Raw genomic sequence first — 21,117 nt, 5'->3', positions numbered from 1 at the left:
CGCTTCCTTCCGCCGTGCGCCTGCTGATCGTCTTCTGCTGCCTGCTCGCCGCCGCCGTCGCCCGCGCCGACGACGTGCGCATCGGCGTGCTTGCCTACCAGGGTTCGGAACGTGCGGCACGCGACTTCGAGCCGACGGTGGCGCAGCTGCGGCGCACGCTGCCCGAGCACCGCTTCACGCTGCAGCCGCTGGACGCGGCGGGCCTTGCCGCCGCCGTCGGGCGTGGCGAACTCGACTTCGTCGTCACCAACCCCGGCTACTACGTCGAGCTGGAGTCGGCGCACGGCGTCACGCGGCTGGCGACGCTGGAGAGCCGCGAGCACGCGGTGCCGACCGACAGCGTCGGCTCGACCGTCGTCGTGCCCAACCGGCCGGGCCACGCCGAACGTTTCGAGGACCTCGCCGGGCGCCGCGTCGCCGTCGTCGCGGCGGATGCCTTTGGCGGCTGGCGTGTCGTCTGGCGCGAGATGGCCGAGGCCGGGGTCGACGTCACGCGGCTGGAAGCGCTGGTCGAGACCGGCTTCCCGATGGAACGTGTGATCGACGCGCTGCGCGCCGGCCGCGCCGACGCCGGCGTGCTGCGCACCTGTCTTCTCGAAGAGCAGATCGCCGCCGGCCGCGTGCGGGCCGACGAGTTCGCCGTCGTCGGCGAGCGCGCGGCCGGCCACTTCCCGTGCCGGCTGTCCTCGCGCCTGTACCCCGACTGGCCGTTCGCGCGCCTGGCCGGCACCTCGCCCGACCTCGCCAAGGCGGTCACCGCCAGCCTGCTGACGATGGCCCCGGTCGACGGCCGCGCCTGGACCGCGCCGCAGGACTACAGCTCGGTGCACGCCTTGTTCCGCACGCTGAAGATCGGCCCCTACGAGTACCTGTCGCACACCACGCTGCGTGGCCTGGTCGCCGGCTACTGGCCGTGGTTCGCGGCGGCGGCACTGGCGCTGGCCTGGTGGCTGGTGCACGTCGCGCGCGTCGAGAGCCTGGTGCGCCGGCGCACCGCCGAGCTGACACGCGAGATCCAGGAGCGCGAGAAAGCCGAGCAGGCCGCGCGCCTGCACCGCGAGCAGCGCGACCAGTTCTCGCGCCTGGGCATCCTCGGCGAGATGGCGTCCAACATCGCCCACGAGCTGAACCAGCCGCTGGCGGCGATCACCAACTACGCCGAAGGCATGACACGCTACATCGACGCCGGCCGCAGCGACACCGCCTTCCTGCGCGACGGCGCACGCGGCATAGCCGGCCAGGCCGAGCGGGCCGCGGTCATCATCCGCCGCATCCGCGGCTTCGTGCGCCGGCGCGACGCGCGGCGCGAGCCGCTGGACCTGGATGTCGTCGTCGGCGAGACCTTGCCGCTGTTCGCGCACGCTGCCGCGCGTCGCGCGATCCCCCTGGTCTGGCGCCCGCACGGCGCGCTGCCGGCGGTCAACGCCGACCGCATCGAGATCGAGCAGGTGCTGTTGAACCTGCTGCAGAACGCGCTCGACGCGACGCCCGACGGCGTGGCGCACGAACGCGGCATCGTCGTCACGACGGCGCAGGGCGAGGCCGGCGTCGAGCTCGCCGTGCGCGACCACGGCAGCGGCCTGCCGCCGGAGGTCCAGGCGCGGCTCTTCGACCCCTTCTTCACGACCAAGCCGCAGGGCCTGGGGCTGGGGCTGTCGATCTGCCGCACGATCGTCGAGAGCCACGGTGGCCGGCTGACGGCCAGCGCCGAAGCCGACGGCGGCGCGACGATGCGCGTCGTGCTGCCGCCCGCCACCGAGGAGCCGAGATGAGTGCCGCCGAAGACACGCCGCAGATCCTGGTCGTCGACGACGACGACGCGATGCGCCGCTCGATGCAGTTCCTGTTCGCCTCGGTCGGCCTGGACTCGGCCTGCCACGCCGGGGCCGACGAGTTCCTCGCCGCGTTGCCGCCGCGCGAGGCCCAGCGCCCTGGCGCGCTGGTGCTGGACGTGCGCATGCCGGGCATGAGCGGGCTGGAGCTGCAGCGCCGGCTGGCCGAACGCGACTTCCCGCTGCCGATCCTCGTCGTCACCGGCCACGGCGACGTGCCGATGGCGGTGGAGGCGCTGAAGGCCGGCGCCTACGACTTCATCGAGAAGCCGTTCCAGGAGCAGTACCTGCTGGACCGCGTCGCCGCGGCCATCGTGCTGTCGCGCGAGACGCTGGCGCGGCAGACGCGCCGGCGCACGATCGAGGAGCGCCTGGCGCGCCTGGGCCGGCGCGAGCGCGAGGTGCTGGGCGGCATCCTCGCCGGCAAGCTGAACAAGACCGTCGCCTGGGAGCTGGAGCTGTCGGTGAAGACGGTCGAGGCCTACCGCGCGTCGATCATGGCGAAGATGGAAGCCGGCTCGGTGGCCGAGCTGGCGCGCATGGTGGCTTCGGTCGAGGGCTGATTCAGTCCTCGACCACCAGCCGCTGCCGCCCGCGTTCGTCCTGCTCGAAGCTGAAGCGGCCGCTGGCGACGACCTTGCCGCCGACACGCGCCGTCCAGCGGTAGGCGCCCGGCGCGAGGTAACCCTCGAAGTCGGCCGGATAACGCACCAGGCCGAAGGCACCGCCTTCGACGGTGATCGCCTTCGTCTCGCGCCGGCCTTCGGGGCCGACGACGACGAACTCGGCGCGGAACGGCGTCTCGCCGTACTTGTCGCGCACGCCGAGCTCGACCTCGGCGCTGGCCGACTGCTGCCAGATCGGCGCCGCGATCGTGGCCAGCGGGGCGGCGCAGAGCAGGGTGGTGAACAGGCGGCGCGGGGACATGGCGGGCTCGGCGAAGTGCGGTGCTGCCGATGCTAGCGCCGCCAGCCCGAGCGGACTCAGCGTGTCGCCGGCACCTTCATGCCGCGCGCCACGCCGGGCCGGTTCATGAAGGCCTCGAGCACCCGCTGCACGTTGGCGAAGCCGCTGAAGCCGACCAGGTCGCCGGCGTCGTAGAAGCCGACGAGGTTGTTGACCCAGGGGAAGATCGCGATGTCGGCGATCGTGAACTCGTCGCCCATCATCCAGGCGCGGGCCGCGAGGTGGCCGTCGAGCACGGCGAGCAGCCGGCGCGACTCGCTGGCGTAGCGTTCGCGCGGGCGCTTGTCTTCCCAGTCCTTGCCGGCGAACTTGTGGAAGAAACCGAGCTGGCCGAACATCGGCCCGACACCGCCCATCTGGAACATCAGCCACTGCACCGCCTGCCACCGGGCCGCCGGGTCGCGCGGCAGGCACTGACCGGTCTTCTCGGCCAGGTACAGCAGGATCGCGCCCGACTCGAACAGCGCCAGCGGCCTGCCGCCCGGGCCGTCGGGGTCGAGGATCGCCGGGATCTTGTTGTTCGGGTTCAGCGACAGGAACTCGGGCGAGAGCTGGTCCTGCTTGTCGAAGGACACGCGGTGCACCTCGTAGGGCAGGCCGGTCTCCTCCAGCATGATCGAGACCTTCACGCCGTTGGGCGTCGGCAGCGAGTACAGCTGCAGCCGCTCGGGGTGCCGGGGCGGCCACTTGGTGGTGATCGGGAAGTCGTGCAGCGTCATGTCGGCATCTCCTGTGCAGCCATTCTGGCGCGCGAGTTGTCCGCCGTCTCGGCGGCCGGCCCGGCGTCCCGGGCCGCCCTTGGCCGCGGCCGGGGGGCGGCAAACGAGACTTTCGTCGCACCACGTCCCTCCGGCCGGCGAGATGGCGGGTCGCCTGCCGTCTTTTCGCCGCCGCAGTCTGGCCGCATCTGTCCAGAATCGCGGCACGCGTGGGCCGTCCGGTCGGCGCGGGCAGGCGCGTGGGAGGCGACGGTTGCAGGCTTGGGCGGGTTCCTCGGTGGCGGCGGATGACGCGGCGCGGGCGGTGCAGGGCCGCCGCGTCGGCGTTGTCGCGCGCTGGCTGCCGACGCTCAAGGCGCGACTGGCGGTCGGCTCCACGCTGGTGCTGTTCGCGACCATCGTGCTGACGCTCGCGCAGATGCTGCGGGTGGCCGAGGAGCACACCGAGGCCGCGGTCGAGCAGCAGCAGCAGTTCGAGGTGCAGCACAACGCCGACATCGTCGGCCGCCGAGTGCGTTCGATGCAGCTCGCGCTGTCGGCGACGGCGCCGCTGCTGTCGCCCGAGCTGGTGGCCGACACCCGCCGGCTGCGCGAGTTCCTGCTCTCGCAGGCCTCGCTGCGCGCGAGCTTCGTCGCCGTCGTCGTCGCCGACGGCGAGGGCCGGGTCGTGCTGGCCGCCACGCGCGACGGCGTCGCCGTGCCGCAGGCCGACGTCGCCCGCACGGCGACCTTCGAGCGGGCCCGGCGCCTGCGCCGGCCGGTGATTTCCAGCCCCACGCTCGGCGTGGTCAGCGGCCGGCCGGTGGTCGTGCTGGCGCATCCGCTGATCGATGCCGAGGACCGTGTCTACGGCGTGCTGTTCGGTTCGCTGGCGTTGATGGAAGGCGGCCTGGCTGCCGACCTCGCTGATTCGGAAGGCTCGAACACCGAAGACGGCGAGGTGACCGTCGTCACCGACGCCGAAGGCCGCATCGTCTCGCATCCCGATCCGGCCTTCGTGCTGCGGCCGGCGTCGGCCGAACCCCGGCTGGCGCCGGCCCATGCGCGCTGGGTCGAGGCCGGGCGGCCGCTGTCGGCCCAGGCCGGCACCTGGTCGGACGAGGCGGGGGTCGTCGCGATGGCCGGCGAGCCCGAGACCGGCTGGCAGGTCTGGCGCATCCTGCCGCGTGCGCAGCTGCAGGCGCCGCTGCGTGATGCGCGCGCCGAGGCCTTCCGCGTCGGCATGCTGTTCTCGCTGGCGATGGCGCTGCTGCTGGTGTGGTTCCTGAGCCTGCAGCTCAGGCCGCTGGAGCGCCTGCAGCGCCGCGCCGCGCAACTGCTGGCCGGCGACCAGCGTGCCGCCTGGCCGGAGGCCGACGGCGAGATCGGCCGCCTGGCGGCGACGCTGCGCCAGGTCGTCGCCGAGCGCATGCGCGCCGAGGAGGCCCGGGCCGTCGTGCTGCGGCGTCTGGGTTCGGTGCTGGAGGCGTCGCCGGTGGGGCTGATGTTCGAGCGTGACGGCCGGCTCGAACTCGTCAGCGCCGAGGTCTGCCGGCTGCTGGGCCGCGACGAGTCACGCCTGATCGGCGCCTCGACCGAGATCCTGTTCGCCGTGCCGGCCGAGGACCGCACGATGCGCCAGGAGGCCGCCGCCGCGTTTGCCGCCGGCGGCGTCTACGAAGGCGAGTGGCGCCTGGTCGGTGCCGACGGCCTGCTGTTCTGGAGCCGGCTGCGTGCCCGCCCGGTCGACGCTGCCGACCCCCGCGCCGGCACGATCTGGTGCATGTACGACATCAGCGGCCAGGTCGACGCCCGCCAGCAACTGGAGCACGCGGCCCGCCACGACCCGCTCACCGGCCTGCTCAACCGCGACGGCCTGGCCAAGGCGGTGCAGCAGGTGCTCGCCGCGCGCGCCCAGGCCGGCGCCGACGCCCGGCCGGCGACGCTGGTGATGATCGACCTCGACCGCTTCAAGCCGGTCAACGACCTGGCCGGCCATGCCGCCGGCGACACCATGCTGCGCCGTGTCGCCGCGGCGATCCTGGAGAGCGTGCGCAGCAGCGACTCGGCGGCGCGCATCGGCGGCGACGAGTTCGCGCTGCTGCTGCCGCACTGCGACGGCCGCCAGGGGCAGGCCGTCGCCGCCAAGGTCGGCCGGGCGATCTGCGCGCTGCAGCTGGTCCACGACGGCCAGCCGCTGCAGGTCGGCGCCAGCCTCGGCGTGGCCGAACTGTGCGCCGGCAGCAGCGCCGACCAGTGGCTGGCGGCGGCCGATGCCGCCTGCTACGACGCCAAGCGCGCCGGCGGTGGCGTGGCGATGGCCTGATCGGCCGCGTACCGGCTGCAGCGCGGCGACGCCGCGGCGGCCCCGCGCCACGCGCGGCACCGTGTCGCGTGAACGACTCGCGCCGGCACGCCGGACGGTCCGCCCGTGCCAGCCTTCCGCCTCGATTTGACAAATAGCATGCCTGTCGCGGCCCGCCCGGGTTAGCGTCCGGCGGTTGTCCATGCCGGCGCTGGTGCTGGCGGAGCGCTTCACCCGATGAGCACGATTGGCCGGAAACTGATGCAGGTCTGGACGGGGTTCGGTACCCGTTACCTGCCCTTCGCCGACGCGGCGACGCCTGAACTGCCGCTGTCCCGGCTGCTGCGGCTGTCCCTGTTCCAGATCACCGTCGGCATGGCGGTGACGCTGCTGGTCGGCACGCTGAACCGGGTGATGATCGTCGAGCTCGGCGTGCCGGCGACGATCGTCGCGGTGATGGTGGCGCTGCCGCTGTTGTTCGCGCCGTTCCGGGCGCTGATCGGCTTCAAGTCCGACAACCACCAGTCGGCGCTGGGCTGGCGCCGCGTGCCCTACATCTGGAAGGGCACGCTGCTGCAGTTCGGCGGCTTCGCGATGATGCCGTTCGCGCTGCTGGTGCTTTCCGGTGGCGGCGAGTCCGGGCACCTGCCGCCGTGGATCGGCCAGCTTGGCGCGGCGATCGCCTTCCTGCTCGTCGGCGCCGGCATGCACACCGTGCAGACGGTGGGCCTGGCGCTGGCCACCGACCTCGCCGAGCCCGAGGCGCGGCCCAAGGTCGTCGGCCTGATGTACGTGATGCTGCTGGTCGGCACCATCGTCAGCGCGTTCTTCTTCGGCTGGATCCTCGTCGACTTCACGCCCGGGCGGCTGATCCAGGTGATCCAGGGCGCGGCGCTGACGACGATGATCCTCAACGTCATCGCGCTGTGGAAGCAGGAGTCGCGTTTCCCGCGCCGCGGCGCGCAGCGGCGCGACGACGACCCGTCCTTCCTCGAGGCCTGGCGCCACTTCGTCGGCAGCGGCGACCAGGTCGTGCGCCGCCTGCTGACCATCGGCCTGGGCACGGCGGCCTTCACGATGGAGGACGTGCTGCTCGAGCCGTATGGCGGCGAGGTCCTGGGCATGGCGGTGGGCGAGACGACCCGGCTGACGGCGACGCTGGCGCTCGGCGGCCTGTTCGGCTTCGGCCTCGCCTCGCGCGTGCTGAGCCGCGGCATGGACCCGTTCCGCATGGCCTGCTACGGCGCCCTGGTCGGCATCCCGGCTTTCGTGCTGGTGATCATCGCGGCGCCGCTGAACTCGCCGCTGGTGTTTGCCGCCGGCGTCGCGCTGATCGGTTTCGGCGGCGGCCTGTTCGGCCACGGCACGCTGACCGCGACGATGAACATGGCGCCGCCCAACCAGGCCGGCCTGGCGCTGGGCGCCTGGGGTGCGGTGCAGGCCACCGCGGCCGGCCTCGGCATGGCGCTCGGCGGCATCCTGCGCGACGTCGTCCAGGCGCTGGTGAACGACCACCCGTTGACGCACTGGATCTCGGTGCCGGCCACCGGCTATGTCGTCGTCTACGTGATCGAGCTCGGCCTGCTGTTCGCCACGCTGGCGGCGATGGTGCCGCTGATCGGCCGCACGCTGCGGCGCGCCCCGGCCTGATGGCGGCCTGAGCCTCCCGTTTCCACTGCCGGCGCCACGCCTCGTGCGGGGCGTTCGTTTTGGGGCGGCTGGTTCCCGCGGTTCGCCGCGCGCGGAGTCCTGGTCGGAGCCGGCGGGGGCAGCGGCGGTGGCCGATCGTCGGGAGTGGCCGTGTGTCGGCGGCCCGCCTGGTGGCGCGACAGGTCTGGGGCACGCGCCGGGCGCGATGAAGGGCCGGGGTCCGGGGCGAGGCCCTGGAGGACTCGCCTCCCGTCGGCCCGCCCGCTGACCTCGGGGCCGTGTCCGGATGCGGGGCCGGGAGCGCGCCGACGGCGCAGGCTGCGCCGTGATCGTCGACCGGCAGGCGCGCTTCGGCGCCTGACGGCCGTCAGACGCGGAAACAGAAACGCCGGCACGAGGCCGGCGCTACCGAGGGCGATGGTGGGGAGAACTTCGTTTGCCGGGCTCAACCCGCCAAACGTGTCCGGTTCATGTGGCGGCGCTTTTTCACAGAAGCCAGGGGCACTGCGCCGCTCTTGAAACTACATGGGGCCGAGGTCCGCGAACCTCAGCCCCATGCCGGACATACGCTGACAGACGCTTTTTACTGCGCCGGGGCCTGCGGGGCCGCGACCGGGGCCGGGGCGGCGGCGGCAGCAGCCGCGGCAGCCTTCTTGCCACCGTTCCAGTAGGCCGGGAACCAGTCGGTGTTGGCCATCAGGCCGCCGTGCAGGATCAGGCCGGTGACGGCGACGGCGCCCAGGTAGACGGGGATACCAACGGTCGGCTTGACGACGCGCCAGATTTTGCCTTGGTTCATTTTTTAGTTCCTGCTAGTGACTTAGTGGAGCCACGGCGTATAGGCATACGCCAGGATGTGAGCCAGAACAGCGATGACACCGAAAACACGGGTGCCATCAACCAGACCCTTTTGCAGCTCTTCGGCTTCCGCCGTGGTCAGGCCGGACGGCCAAACCTTGTTTGCATCATCTGCCATTGCGTTTCTCCTTCAGAGACATGGACCAGTTTCCGTGCTCTACCCGCACGTGGGTTGGCTTCTGTAGCCCTCGGGGATCACTCCCTACCGACATGTGTAACGCTACGCTGACAGGGTGGAGGCGTCAACATGCCGTGACACCCCCGCAACGCTGAATGTGTCGCGAAACTGATCTATCACAAAGTGCCGGGGTCACAAGCGCCGTTTTGGCGCTTTCCGGCGGTGTCGGACGCGCCCAGCGAGCCCGTCGCGGGCGCGGCGCGTGACGGCGCGGAGACCGCCGCGGCCGGGTCGCGTCAGTCCATCTGCATCACGAGCACCGGCGAGATCCAGGAGTGGTCGCGCAAGGCGTCCTCGATCCCGGCGCCGGGGTCCGCGCCGTCGGCCATCAGCCGTGCCTCGGCGTCGTGCACCGCTTCCTCGTAGGCGCGGCGACGGGCCCGCATGAAGGCGTACTCGAGGTAGCGGTACGAGGGCGCACCGCGCTCGAACAGCGCGCCGTAGAACAGGCGCGCGAAGTTGCAGGCGCGTTCGTCGCGCACCTTCCACTGGTAGCCCAGCACCGCCGGCACCTGCTGTTCGAGGGCCCGCAGCACCGTCGGGTCCTTGGTGCTGTGGCAGGCACTGAGGAACAGGAACTGCGTGTGGGCCAGCGCCGTCGCCAGGCGGTGCACCGGCAGCGCGCCGCCGCGGTCGGCGCGCAGCACCAGGCTCGCGCCCAGCGGCCGGACGTTGACGGCGTGGCCGCAGAAGTGCACCAGATGCCAGCCCTGCGGCGGCGCTTCGTCGACCAGCGCACGCAGCAGCCGCTCGGCCGGTGGCGCCGGGTCGGCGTCGCCGAGGTCGAGCCGGCGCACGCTGCCGCCGGCATGCCGGCGCAGCAGCGCCTCGAGTTCGGCGGCCTCGGTCGCGGCGTGCGGCAGCTCGTCGAGCTCGAGCACGCGGTCGTCGCCCAGCGGGATGTTGCCCGGCGCCGCGTCGGCCTGGACGACGAGCGCGTTGACCGGCCCGTTGCGGCTCTCGGCGTCGCGGAACAGCGGCTCGTTGCCGCGCGGCATCGCGTGGCGGTACATCGGCGCGTTGAGGATCCAGCAGTCGGCCAGGCTGGCGGCGCTCGGGTCGCGCAGCGCCTCCAGCATCAGCGTGTGCATCTCGTCGTCGACGGTGACGCGCACGCGCATGTGGCCCATGCCGCCGGCTTCCTCGCGCTGGCGGCTGAACTTGCTCCAGCAGTCGGCGTTGTCGGCCGCGCCGCTGAACAGCAGATCCGACAGGTCGCGCGACAGCCGCGCGAACGAACGCGGGCGGAAGCTGTTCTGCGAGACCTCGGCGTCCAGCCGCGCCGACTCGTCGAGGATGTCCTCGAGCTTGCGGCTGTCGATGGCCAGCGTGCCGCTGGCGCGGAAGGTGCGCAGCTTGGCGCCGCCGGTGCGCAGCATCTCCCAGCTGGCGCTGCGCCGGTCGCGCAGGTGGATGTGCAGCCGCACGCAGGCCGAGCTCAGCCGCGGCTGGCCGCCGACCAGCGTGCGCACCGCCTCGCGCAGGGTCTCGGCCAGGCGGGCGTCGGCGGCCAGCAGCGCCGTGCGGTCGTAGGCCTCGAGGAAGCCGGCCAGGCGTTCGTCCGGCGCATTGGAGATCACGACCACCGGCAGCTGCTGCCAGAAGCCCTTGATCTGGCGGACGAACTGCATCGTCGGATCGCGCCCGGTCAGGCCGATGCTCGAGGCCGCATCCGCGGGCGTGCTCGAGCCGATGACGACCAGGCTGCAGGTGTCCAGCCCGTGGTCCTCCAGCGCCCGGCCGGCACGGTCGATGTTGCCCTTGTCGATCGGGCGCGCGGGCAGGCGCAGCGAGGCGAAGGCGGCACGCACGCCGTCCTCCAGCATCTCGCGCATGTCCTCGTCGTGGTGGACGATCAGCTGCCACAGCACCTCAGGCTCCTTCGGCGGCGCTCAGCCGCAGCGCCAGCGACAGCCCGGCGTGCTGCTGCAGCACGAGCTGGCCGCGCATGCGCCGCATCAGCGTGCGCACCACGCCTTCGGCGAGCGCGAACTCGCGTTCGTCGTCGCTGCGCGGCGCCAGCCGCGTCGGGCTCGGGTCGCCGCGTTCGTCGGCGAGCTCGAAGCACAGCCGCGGCTGGGCATGGCTGGCGTCGACGCGGATGCGGATGCGGTCGTCCTGGGCGCGCATGCGCAGCAGGAAGGCGAGCAGGCTCGAGGCGCAGAACGCCAGCTCCGGCGGCGCCGCCAGCACCGGCGGCGCCAGCGGATCGGGCAGCACGTCCACCGTCTTCTGCTGGCCACGCGGCAGGTCGTCGTGCAGCTGCGCGGCGAGCTGGTCCAGGCTGACGATGCGCAGCGGCAGCTCGCCGTCCTCGGGCGTCGAGGCCAGCCGTGCGACACGCTCGAGCGACAGGTCGGCACGCACCAGCTGGCGCAGCGACTTGTCGAGCACGTCGGCGCCGTGGCCGCCTTCGCCGGCGTGGGTGCGCAGGTAGGTGGCGGCCAGCGACAGCGGCACGCGGATCTCGTTGGCCACCTGGGCGTAGACGTGGCGCAGCGCGTCCATGCGCTGGGCTTCGCGCCTGAAGCGCAGGTCGCTGGCGACGTAGACCTTGCCGCCGATCTGCGGCGGCAGCGACGCGCCCGACAGCAGCACCGGCAGGTGGCTGCCGTCGGCAGCGAGCAACTCCACCTCGCTGGACAGCAGGCGCGGCATCGCCACCAGGCGCTCGGCGTAGCCGGGCGGGTCGGGGTCGGCGCCCGGGGCGCCGATCAGGTCGGCGAGCCGGCGGCCCGGCAGCGAGCCCGGCTCGAAGCCCAGCAGCGCCTCGCAGGCCGGGTTGACGGCCTGGATCTCGCCGCGCGCGGTGGTCTGGATCACCGCGTCGGCCACCGTGTCGAGCACCGCGGTGTTGAACTCCAGCGCCCAGGAGCGGTCGAGGATCAGCCCCGCGACCTTCAGCGTGCGTTCGATCGAGTGCTGCTCGGCCGCGGCGAAGGCGTGGGTCTTGGACGACTCCAGGTTCAGGATCCAGCGCACCGGCTGCCCGGGCACCGGCAGGCACATCTCCGAGCGCGTGCCGGCCACGCTGCCGGTGTAGCGCTGGCGCGTGCGCACGTCGTCCAGCCGCACCGCGCGCGCCCACAGCGCGACCTCGCCGAGCACGCCTTCGCCGAGGTCCTGGCGGTAGTCGGCGGGCAGTTCGGCGCCCGGCAGCGCCGACTGGTGCACCAGCGACACGCGGCCCTCGTCGTGGTCGACCCGGAACAGCGAGACGTGGTCCCAGCCGCGCGTGTGGCGCAGGCCGTCGACGAGCACGCGGGCCACGTCCGACAGGTTGCCCGCGGCCTGGCCCATGCTGCCGATGAGCTCCAGCTCGAACTCCAGCGCGCGCTGGCGGTCCAGCGCCAGCGCCATGTTGACAGCCTCGCCGACCGGCAGCCGGCCGAGCTGCGTGGTCTCGCGTTCGTCGAAACGCCGGTCGTCGCGCCGCAGCAGTGTCAGGATCGCCGCCAGCGCACCGTCGCGGAACACCGGCCGGCGCAGCAGGTGGCGCCAGCCCTGTGCGAGGAACTCCCGGGTCGCGTCGTCGTCGCGGGCGAGCGCGGCGTAAGGCTCCTCGGCGAAGAGCTCGGCGACGGCGTCGGCGCGCGGCAGCAGCAGCCGGTCCAGGTCGGCGCTCACCATCGCCGGCATCGGCCACCAGCCCCAGGACGGCGACACCGCGACGCCGGGATGGGCGTGCAGCAGGCGCACCGCGGCGCGGTCCTCGCTGATCATGCTGACCAGCATCGCGTCGAAGTGCATCACCTCGCCCAGGCGCGCGGCCAGCGCGTCGAGCAGGCGCTCGCAGTCGTCGGCGATGCCGATCGCCTCGTGGATCGCCAGCGTGGCGCGCTCCAGCGTGCGGTCCTCGATGAAGCCCAGCGAGCCGGCCAGCGCACCGGCCGCGTCGTACTCGGGCACGCCGACGACGCCCAGGTGCACCCGCACCCCGGGGCCGAGATCCGGGCGTTCGAGCGTCAGCGCGTAGCTGCCGGCGCGCTGGGCGCGGTGGCGGCGCTCGATCTCGCTGTCCAGCCGCCGCGCGCTCTCGGCGTCGAAAGGCAGCCCGCGCAGCGCCGCGCCGGGCTGCAGCTCCGGGCCCGCGAGGCGGGCGGCGGCGCGGTTGACGTAGCGGATGCGGCCGTCCAGCCCCAGGCGCAGCACGCCGAACGGCAGGTCGTCGAGCGCGTCGGCGCGCACGCGCAGGCCCAGCATCGTGTCCCCGGCTCCATCGTCCATCGCCTTCCCCTTCAGCTCGGGCTGCTGCCGCGGCGCTGCGCCTCGGCCTGGCGCAGGTCCATCATCGGGTCACCCAGGTGCAGGTGGGCCAGGGCGCGCGGCGGCGCCACGCCGTTGTCCAGCGGGTGGATCTGCAGGCACTGCTCGCCCAGGCGCTCGATCGCGCGCTCGTACTCCCAGCGCACCCAGCCCGACTTGGCCGCCGCCGCCGACCAGAACAGCAGGAACAGCTCGCTGGCGTCGATCTCGCGCTCGAGCTGCGGCTGCCAGGCCTTGCCCGGGTGCAGGTCGTGGCAGTCGAGGAAGACGCGGATGCCGGCGGCCAGCCGGATCGACGCGACGCGGTCGAGCACCCGCAGCCGGTCGGCCGAGGCGTAGGACGCGAAGGCCCGCCGGGCGATCGCCGCCTCCTCGGCCTGCACCGGCGGCGGGGCCGCCGGCGCGCCGGCGGCCACCTCGATCGGCAGCCGCACGCGGGCGACGACGATGCCGTCGATCGCGACGTCCAGGCGCAGCAGCGACTCGCCGTGCGCGCCGTCCGCGGCCTGCAGCGCCCAGGCCAGCTTGACCGGTGTGCCCTGCCAGACGAAGGACTGGCGCGCGCTCTCGCCGTCGGCCGGCATGAAGCCGCTGCCACGCACTTCGACGTCCAGGCGCGTGCCGCGCTGCAGCGGCGTGGCTGCGCCGACCTCCAGCGTCGCGTGCGGCCGCGACAGCAGCGCACGCGCCTGCTCCTGCGCTCCGGCGGGGTAGGCGACGAACTCGGCGATGAACTCGCGGCCGGGCGGCACGACGGCCGGCGCGCTGGCGCCGAAGCGGGCGTCGTCCATCGGCACCGCGGTCTCGGGAGCAGCCGGCTCGGGCGGCGCACGGTCGGCTGCCGCCTCGGGCAGCTCGAAGACCGGCGCTGTGGCGAGGTAGGCGAACTGCGGCGGCGGGGAGGGCATCGGCGGCGCTGCCGACGGCGGGGGCGAACGTTTCGCCGGCTCGGCCCCGCGGCCGTGTCCGGCCAGCACCGCCGCGGCCCGGGCGGCGGCGGCCAGCCACGCCGCCACGCGCTCCTGCAGCGGCGGCGGCAGCGTGTCCTGCAGCGCCTGCCAGGCGCGGCTGCACTCGCGCTGCGCCGCCTGGGCCGGATGGGCGCCGGGCCCGCCTTGCGCCGGCAGCGCCAGCGTCGCCGCGAGGAACTCCAGCGCGTCGGCCAGGCGCATCAGCGCGGCGCGGCGGGCCAACGGCTGCCCGAGGTCGTCCTGCAGGCGGCGCAGTGCCGCGACGATCGCGGTGGTTTCGGCCGGGTCCATGAACTCTCCATCGGAGTGATGAAGGCATTGAACCGCCGTGCCGCTTGACGCGACATCCGCGAGCGTAGGGAACAAAGGTAACGGAGTGCGTCAGCGCGCCGCCGTTGCCGCAGGCGCGGCCGACGCCGCCTGGCCCGGCTTCAAGGGCTGCCTCAGGTGCTCTCGGCCACCATGTCGATCGCGCCGCAAGGGCACTCGACGGCGCACAGGCCGCAGCCCTTGCAATAGTCGTAGTCGACCGCGTAGCGCCCGGGAGCGAGCTTCTTCACCGCGTTGTCGGGGCAGACGCCGTAGCAGTTGTCGCACTGCAGGCAGTTGCCGCAGCTGAGGCAGCGCCGCGCCTCGAACAGCGCGTTCTCCTCGGTCAGGCCGTGCTGCACCTCGTCGAAGCCGTCGGCGCGGCGGGCGAGTTCCAACTGCTCGCGTTCGGTCTTCGGCGCGTCGCTGTAGTACCAGGGGTTCAGGCGCTCGAACAGCGCCGGCCCGTGTTTGGCCGCCGGCTCCAGCACGGTGCCGCGCAGCCAGGCGTCGATGTGGCGCGCGGCGCGTTTGCCGTGGCCGACGGCGACCGTCACGTTGCGTTCGGCCGGCACCATGTCGCCGCCGGCGAACAGGCCCGGGTGGCCGGTCATCATCGTCGCCGGGTCGACCTGCACGACGCCGTCGCGCAACTCCAGCCCGGGCACGCCGGCCAGCAGGCCGAGGTCGACGTCCTGGCCCAGCGCCAGCACCAGCGAGTCGGCTTCGAGCGTCTCGTACTCGCCGGTCGGCTGCGGCTTGCCGTGATCGTCCAGGCGCATCTTCTCGATCGTCAGCGCGCCGGCCTCGGCATGGGCGACGGTCGACAGCCACTTGACCTGCACGCCTTCTTCCAGCGCCTCCTCGACCTCCAGATCGTGCGCCGGCATGCGTTCGCGCGTGCGGCGGTAGACGATGACGGCCTCGGTCGCGCCCAGGCGCTTGGCGGTGCGCGCGACGTCCAGCGCGGTGTTGCCGCCGCCGTAGACGGCGACACGCCGGCCCAGGAAGGGCGGTTCGCCGTCTTCCATCGAACGCAGCACCGCGACCGCGTCGAGGATGCGTGCCGAGTCGCCGGCGGGGATGTAGCTGCGCTTGGCGATGTGCGCGCCGACGGCGAGGAAGGCGGCGTCGTAGCCGCCGGCCTGCATCGCCTCGGCGATGCGGTCGACGCGGGTGCCCAGCTTCAGCTCGACACCGAGCGCGACGATGCGCGCGACCTCGGCGTCCAGCACCTCGCGCGGCAGACGGTACTTGGGGATGCCGTAGCGCATCATGCCGCCGGCCGCCGCGCCGGCTTCGGCGATCGTCACCGCGTGCCCCAGCCGGCGCAGGTGGTAAGCGGCCGACAGCCCCGAAGGCCCGGAGCCGACGACGAGCACACGCTTGCCGCTGTCGGCGGCCGGCGGCTCGAAGGCCCAGCCGCGGCGGATGGCCTCGTCACCGAGGAAACGTTCGACCGAGTTGATGCCCACCGCCTCGTCGAGCTTGGCGCGGTTGCAAGCGCCCTCGCAGCCGCGATAGCAGACGCGGCCCATCACCGCCGGCAACGGGTTGTCGCGCACCAGGTGGCGCCAGGCGGCTTCGTAGTCGCCGCTCTCGGCGCGGAACAGCCAGCCCTGGATGTCCTCGCCGGCCGGGCAGGTGGCGTTGCAGGGCGGCAGGCGGTCGGTGTAGACCGGGCGCTCGCTGCGCCAGCTGCCGGTCTTGTTGGCCAGCGAGGAGCCCGGGTCCAGCGTGATCGCGAAGGGCTTGTCCATCGTCAGTCCTCCAGCGCGAAGCGGCGCACGTTGCGGTCGGCAGCCGCCTGGATCGCGGCCAGCATCTCCGGATGGCCGGGCTCGCCGAACAGGTGGGCGAAACGTTTCTGCAGCCGCAGGTACTCGGCCGCCGGCACGCGGCGGCGGATCTTCGAGACCGCCGTCACCTCGCCGTGTTCGGCCTCGAACACCGGGAAGAGGCCGCTCTCCTTGGCCAGCCGCGCCAGCCGCACGGTGTCGTGGCTGGCCGCACCCCAGCCCAGCGGGCAGGGCACCAGCACGTGCAGGTAGCGCGCGCCGTGCAGCGCCATCGCGCGCTCGACCTTGTGCTCCAGGTCGTGCAAATCGGCCACCGTCGCCGTGGCGACGTAGGGGATGGCGTGCGCCATCGCGATCAGCGGCAGGTTCTTGCCCTGGCCGAAGGGCGCGCCGGGCTCGGGGCCGACGGCCATCGTCGTCGCGGTGCGCGCGCCCGGCGGCGTCGCCGAGCTGCGCTGCACGCCGGTGTTCATGTAGCCCTGGTTGTCGTAGCAGACGTAGAGCACGTCGTCGTTGCGTTCGAACATGCCTGACAGGCAGCCGAAGCCGATGTCGGTGGTGCCGCCGTCGCCACCCTGGGCGATGACACGCACGTCGCGCCGGCCCTTGACCTTCAGCGCCGCGGCGATGCCGGTGCCCACAGCGGCGGCGTTGCCGAACAGCGAGTGGATCCACGGCAGCTGCCACGAGGTCTCGGGGTAGGGCGTCGAGAACACCTCCAGGCAGCCGGTGGCGTTGGCGGCGATCAGCCGCCCCTCGGCGGCGCGCAGCGCGGCGTCGACGACGTAGCGTGCACCCAGCGCCTCGCCGCAGCCCTGGCAGGCGCGGTGGCCCGAGTTCAGCGCATTGCCGCGCTGGCGCGAGGCCTGCACGGTGCGCTGCTCCTTCGGCAGCAGGCGGTTGCCGACGGTGAAGGTGCCGGTCTGGTAGAACTTGACGGGCTCGTCCATGCTCAGCTCCCGCGCGGCGAGGCGGCGCCCAGGTCGCGCAGCAGGTTCTCGGCGATCGGGCCGCTGCGGCGCACCGCGGCCTCGCGCGCCAGCTGGCGCTCGACGATGCGCCAATCCAGGTCCATGAAGGTCAGGGGCCCCAGCTTGCCGGCGACCGCGTCGCGCAGCGTGCGCTCCAGCGAGGCCTGCGTGATCGCCCGCCCGCCGAGCCCGGCGACGACGGTGTGGCCGTGCAGCACGAGGCCCGACAGCGCCAGCCGCACGTCGGTCGAGACGACGCCACCCAGCCCGACCGAGAAGCTCTTCTCCAGCACGACGACGCGCTCCGCGCCTTCGAGCGCCGCGCGCACCGCGGCCAGCGGGAAGGGCCGGAACGAGCCGATGCCGAGCACGCCGACGGCCACGCCGTCGTCGCGCAGCGCGTCGACCGCGTCCTTCAGCGTGCCCAGCACCGAGCCGAGCGCGACGACGACGGTCTTCGCGCCATCGAGCCGGTAGCCGCGCACCAGGCCGCCGGAGTCGCGGCCGAAACGCGCCTGGAACTCGGCGGCGATCTGCGGGATACGGTCGAGGGCCATCGTCTGCTTGGCGTGGGCGATGTAGCGCACCTCCATGAAGGCCTCGGGGCCGACCATCGCGCCGATCGACACCGGCTCGGCCGGGTCCAGCAGCTGGCGCGGCTCGTAGGGCGGCAGGAAGGCGTCGACCTCGGCCTGCTCCGGCAGGTCCACACGTTCGACGGCGTGGGTCAGGATGAAGCCGTCCATGCAGACCATCACCGGCATCGACAGCTCCTCGCCGAGCTTGAAAGCCTGCAGGTGCAGGTCGGCGGCCTCCTGGTTGGTCTCGGCGAAGAGCTGGATCCAGCCGCAGTCGCGCTGGCTCATCGAGTCGCTGTGGTCGTTCCAGATGTTGATCGGCGCGCCGATCGCGCGGTTGGCCACCGTCATCACGATCGGCAGCCCCAGGCCCGAGGCGTTGTAGACCGCCTCGGCCATGAACAGCAGGCCCTGGCTGGCGGTGGCGGTGTAGCTGCGCGCGCCAGCGGCACTGGCGCCGATGGCCACGCTCATCGCCGCGAACTCGCTCTCGACGTTGACGAACTCGCACGGTGCCAGCGCCCCGGACTTCACCAGCTCGCCCAGCCCCTCGACGATGTGCGTCTGCGGCGAGATCGGGTAGGCGCAGATGACCTCGGGGCGGGCCAGCGCCACCGCCTGCGCGACGGCGCGCGAGCCTTCGATCTGCTTCAGCATGGCACCGCTCCTTCGGCGTGCTCCAGCACCCAGGCATGGGCCTCGGCGGCGGCCAGGATGTTGGCGTCGGCGACGCGGCCGGCGAAGGTGTGGCGAATGGCCTGCGCCACCGCCTCCAGCGAGACGATGCCGGCCAGCGCCGCCAGCCCGCCCAGCAGCGCTGCGTTGGGCAGCGGCCGGCCCAGGCGCGCCAGCGCGATGTCGCTGGCCGGCACCGTGGCCGCGTGGCCCGGCGGCAGCCGTGCGGCCAGTTCGGCCAGGCCCAGCGCGGCGAGGTCGCGGCCGGAGTTGATCAGCACCCAGCCGTCGGGCTTGAGCCCCTGGAAGACGTCGACCTGGTGCAGCAGCGTCGGGTCCTGCACGACGAGCACGTCGGGCGCCATCACCGGCTCGCGCGAGCGGATCTCGCGCTCGCCGATGCGGCAGAACGCGACGACCGGCGCACCGGTGCGTTCGGAGCCGAAGCTGGGGAAGGCCTGGGCATGGCGGCCCTGCTCGAAGGCCGCGAGCGACAGCATCTCCGCTGCCGTCACCGTGCCCTGGCCGCCGCGCCCGTGCAGTCGGATCTGCAGCATGTCGCTCCTCCGCGGATGGATCCGCGGGCCATTCTTCGCCGGTCTCGGGGCTTGACTTTGAGCGACGTCAAGCGGCCCGGGCGGCGCCCCGGATCAGGGCACGACGATGAAGGCGAGGTGCGAGTCCGGGATCGACGCCGCAGGCGCCTGCGCGGCGGGTGGGCCCTGCCGGTCGACGCCCGGCCGCGGCGCCGCTTCGCGCTCGACGGCCGAGATCAGCAGGTGCACGCAGGCGGCGAGCAGGGCCGGCACGAGGGCCGCGCCAAACAGCAGCCACGGCGTCGTCGCGTGCAGACGGATCAGGTGCAGGTTCATGGCGGCTCCAATGGGCGCCTGCACTGTCGCGCCGCGGCCGCGGCCGCCGTACCGGAGTCCGGCGCGGCGGCGTGTAGGACGAGCGGAAGCCCCGGAGCCCGCCGTGAGCCGAACCCGCCGCCTGGCCGCCGTCGCCTGCGCCGTGGCCGCGCTGACGTAGGACGTTTCCGACATCCGATGGCGGCGGGTGGTGATGGCCGCCTCGGCCGCCATCCGCCACACTGCAGTCCGAGTGCCCCGGAGCCCCGTTCCCGACCCTGCGGCAGCCGCGAGCTGCCGGCCCCCCATGCCCGAAGTCAACGCCTTCATCGTCGAAGACAGCCCCATCATCCTCGAGAGCCTCGTCGCCACGCTCGAGGAGCTCGCGCCGGTGAAGGTCGTCGGCACCGCCGCCGACGAGTCGAGCGCGCTGCAGTGGCTGCGCACCCGCCCCGAGGACTGCGACCTGCTGATCATCGACATCTTCCTGAAGTCGGGCTCGGGCCTGGGCGTGCTGCGCCAGGCGGCGCAGTCCGGCGTTCGCGGCCGCCGCGTCGTGCTGACCAACTACGCCACGCCCGACATGCGCGAGAAGTGCCAGGCGCTCGGCGCGCACCGCGTGTTCGACAAGTCCAACGAGCTCGACGAACTGATCAGCTACTGCCTGCGCCTGTCCGAAGGCGGCGGCGCGACGGTGCCCGGCGCGCTGAACTGAGCTGGCGCCGGCACCGTCCGCCACCCGGACGGCGCCGCGGCGCGTACAACACGAACGGGCGCCAGGGCGGCGCGGGAGGATGTGGCGATGCGTTTCGGTCTGGTCTCGCGCTTGCGCCGCAGCGCGCTGGCGCTGCCGCTGGCGGCGGTGGCGGCGCTGGTCATCCTCTTCATCAACGAACTCGCCTACCGCGACTCGGTGGCCTCGCTGGACCAGCTGGGCACACGCGGCAGCGCCCGCGTCGAGCTGCAGATGCTGCGCGGCGCGCTCGTCGATGCCGAGACCGGCGAGCGCGGCTACCTGCTCACCGGGCGCAAGGAGTACCTGGACCCGTACGAGAAGGCCGCGGCCTCGGTGCCGGCCAGTGTCGAGCGGCTGCGCACCTACTTCGCCGGCGACCCGGAGGCCACCGCGCTGATGCAGGGCATCGTCACCACCGTCGACCAGCGCCTGTCGGACCTGGCCACCGCGGTGCGGCTGTACGACGAAGGCCGCCACGAGGCCTGGCACGAGCTGCTGATGTCCAACATCGGCCTGGACAAGATGGAGCGCATCCGCACGCTCGGGCAGCAGCTGCTCGACCACGAGTCGCAGCTGATCCGGGCCGACCGGGCCGACGTCTACGAGACGCTGCGCCTGCAGCGCATCGGCGTCAACGCGATGACCGCGCTGAGCCTGCTGGCGCTGATGCTGTTCCTGCGCCAGACGGCCAGCTTCGACGAGGTCCAGCGCCGCCATGCGCTGGCGCTGCAGGCCGAGAAGGACCATCTCGAGACCGAGGTCGCGCGCCGCACCCGCGACCTCACCGACCTCGCGAACTACCTGCAGACCGCACGCGAGGACGAACGCAGCCGCCTGGCGCGCGAGCTGCACGACGAACTCGGCGCGCTGCTGACGGCGGCCAAGCTCGACGCCGCGCGCCTCAAGCGCAGCCTCGGCACGATGTCGCCCGAGGCCGAGGCGCGGCTCAAGCACCTCAACGACACGATCAACGACGGCATCGGCCTGAAGCGCCGCATCATCGAGGACCTGCGGCCTTCGTCGCTGAGCAACCTGGGCCTGGTCGCGGCGCTGGAGATCCAGGCGCGCGAGTTCTCGCAGCGCTCGGAGCTGCCGGTGCAGGTCGAGCTGGAGGACGTGCCGCTGGCCGACAGCGCGCAGATCACCACCTTCCGCCTCGTCCAGGAGTCGCTGACCAACATCGCGAAGTACGCCGCCGCGCGCCGCGTGACGCTGACGCTGGCGCGCGACGGCGACCGCGCACGCATCGCCGTGCGCGACGACGGCCGCGGCTTCGACCCCGAGACCGTCAGCGGCACGGCGCACGGCCTGATGGGCATGCGCTATCGCGTCGAGTCGCAGGGCGGGGCGATGCGCGTGCACTCGCGGCCCGGCGAAGGCACGCTGATCGAGGCCTGGCTGCCGCTGGCCGCCGAAACCGCCACCGCCTGATCCGCGCAGTCCGCCAGATCGGGGCGGCGGCGGGCCGCCGCCT

18 protein-coding genes are annotated in these 21,117 nt (G+C 73.1%); 6 read left to right on the top strand and 12 right to left on the bottom strand.

Annotated features, from left to right (window positions below; translation table 11 throughout):
* Positions 1-14 precede the first annotated feature (14 nt).
* Both LOC65_RS13115 and LOC65_RS13110 read left to right on the top strand, forming a co-directional pair.
* Positions 15-1,772: a PhnD/SsuA/transferrin family substrate-binding protein gene (locus LOC65_RS13115; protein WP_230247801.1), complete on the top strand. Its 1,758-nt coding sequence runs from the start codon at positions 15-17 to the stop codon at positions 1,770-1,772.
* The gene (locus tag LOC65_RS13110) at positions 1,769-2,395 is read left to right on the top strand and encodes a response regulator transcription factor (RefSeq protein WP_230247800.1); all 627 of its coding nucleotides are present in this window, start codon (positions 1,769-1,771) and stop codon (positions 2,393-2,395) included. The genes LOC65_RS13115 and LOC65_RS13110 overlap by 4 nt, the downstream gene beginning before the upstream one ends.
* 1 nt (position 2,396) lies before the next feature.
* On the opposite strand, the gene LOC65_RS13105 is transcribed toward LOC65_RS13110, so the two are convergent.
* Complete coding sequence (locus tag LOC65_RS13105; RefSeq protein WP_009859097.1) at positions 2,397-2,759, bottom strand: hypothetical protein; 363 nt, start codon at positions 2,757-2,759, stop codon at positions 2,397-2,399.
* Between the two features lie 56 nt (positions 2,760-2,815).
* Positions 2,816-3,517, bottom strand: coding sequence for a glutathione S-transferase N-terminal domain-containing protein (locus tag LOC65_RS13100; RefSeq protein WP_230247799.1), 702 nt, complete (start codon positions 3,515-3,517; stop codon positions 2,816-2,818).
* 277 nt (positions 3,518-3,794) lie between these two features.
* On the opposite strand from LOC65_RS13100, the gene LOC65_RS13095 reads away from it, so the two are divergent.
* Together LOC65_RS13095 and LOC65_RS13090 are read left to right on the top strand one after the other, a co-directional pair.
* A complete protein-coding gene (locus LOC65_RS13095) occupies positions 3,795-5,822 on the top strand; it encodes a diguanylate cyclase domain-containing protein (protein ID WP_230247798.1) in 2,028 nt (675 codons plus the stop codon).
* A 216-nt stretch (positions 5,823-6,038) separates the two neighbouring features.
* A complete protein-coding gene (locus LOC65_RS13090; protein ID WP_029718315.1) occupies positions 6,039-7,451 on the top strand; it encodes a PucC family protein in 1,413 nt (470 codons plus the stop codon).
* 583 nt (positions 7,452-8,034) lie between these two features.
* Here LOC65_RS13090 and LOC65_RS13085 read toward each other — a convergent pair.
* From LOC65_RS13085 to LOC65_RS13040, 10 genes are all read right to left on the bottom strand, one after another.
* Positions 8,035-8,250, bottom strand: a complete 216-nt coding sequence (locus LOC65_RS13085; protein WP_009859093.1) for a light-harvesting protein — start codon at positions 8,248-8,250, stop codon at positions 8,035-8,037.
* Between the two features lie 21 nt (positions 8,251-8,271).
* Positions 8,272-8,427, bottom strand: coding sequence for a light-harvesting antenna LH1, beta subunit (gene pufB, locus LOC65_RS13080; protein ID WP_009859092.1), 156 nt, complete (start codon positions 8,425-8,427; stop codon positions 8,272-8,274).
* 296 nt (positions 8,428-8,723) lie between these two features.
* The gene (locus tag LOC65_RS13075; RefSeq protein ID WP_230247797.1) at positions 8,724-10,358 is read right to left on the bottom strand and encodes a CHAT domain-containing protein; all 1,635 of its coding nucleotides are present in this window, start codon (positions 10,356-10,358) and stop codon (positions 8,724-8,726) included.
* 1 nt (position 10,359) lies between these two features.
* Complete coding sequence (locus LOC65_RS13070; RefSeq protein WP_230247796.1) at positions 10,360-12,714, bottom strand: PAS domain-containing protein; 2,355 nt, start codon at positions 12,712-12,714, stop codon at positions 10,360-10,362.
* Between the two features lie 11 nt (positions 12,715-12,725).
* Positions 12,726-14,015, bottom strand: coding sequence for a toll/interleukin-1 receptor domain-containing protein (locus LOC65_RS13065; RefSeq protein ID WP_230247795.1), 1,290 nt, complete (start codon positions 14,013-14,015; stop codon positions 12,726-12,728).
* Positions 14,016-14,167: 152 nt separating this feature from the next.
* Positions 14,168-15,793 (bottom strand): NAD(P)-binding protein, encoded by a 1,626-nt coding sequence (locus LOC65_RS13060; protein WP_230247794.1) that lies wholly within the window; start codon positions 15,791-15,793, stop codon positions 14,168-14,170.
* Positions 15,794-15,795: 2 nt separating this feature from the next.
* A complete protein-coding gene (locus tag LOC65_RS13055) occupies positions 15,796-16,782 on the bottom strand; it encodes a thiamine pyrophosphate-dependent enzyme (protein ID WP_230247793.1) in 987 nt (328 codons plus the stop codon).
* Between the two features lie 2 nt (positions 16,783-16,784).
* Positions 16,785-18,038: a transketolase C-terminal domain-containing protein gene (locus LOC65_RS13050; protein ID WP_230247792.1), complete on the bottom strand. Its 1,254-nt coding sequence runs from the start codon at positions 18,036-18,038 to the stop codon at positions 16,785-16,787.
* Positions 18,032-18,613, bottom strand: coding sequence for a 2-oxoacid:acceptor oxidoreductase family protein (locus tag LOC65_RS13045; protein ID WP_230247791.1), 582 nt, complete (start codon positions 18,611-18,613; stop codon positions 18,032-18,034). Before LOC65_RS13045 ends, LOC65_RS13050 begins: the two co-directional genes overlap by 7 nt.
* Positions 18,614-18,706: 93 nt before the next feature.
* A complete protein-coding gene (locus LOC65_RS13040; RefSeq protein ID WP_230247790.1) occupies positions 18,707-18,928 on the bottom strand; it encodes a hypothetical protein in 222 nt (73 codons plus the stop codon).
* Between the two features lie 286 nt (positions 18,929-19,214).
* Between LOC65_RS13040 and LOC65_RS13035 the strand changes: the two genes are divergently transcribed.
* Positions 19,215-19,622: a response regulator transcription factor gene (locus tag LOC65_RS13035; RefSeq protein ID WP_009859083.1), complete on the top strand. Its 408-nt coding sequence runs from the start codon at positions 19,215-19,217 to the stop codon at positions 19,620-19,622.
* Between the two features lie 87 nt (positions 19,623-19,709).
* Entirely contained in the window at positions 19,710-21,074 is a 1,365-nt protein-coding gene (locus LOC65_RS13030) for a CHASE3 domain-containing protein (RefSeq protein WP_164962283.1), read from the top strand.
* Positions 21,075-21,117 lie beyond the last annotated feature (43 nt).

Origin of the sequence: Rubrivivax sp. JA1055 (assembly GCF_020966565.1) — a bacterium.
Lineage (GTDB): Bacteria > Pseudomonadota > Gammaproteobacteria > Burkholderiales > Burkholderiaceae_C > Rubrivivax > Rubrivivax benzoatilyticus.
The sequence above is the reverse complement of the archived record's forward strand: the minus strand, read 5'-3'. Positions and strand labels throughout refer to the sequence as shown.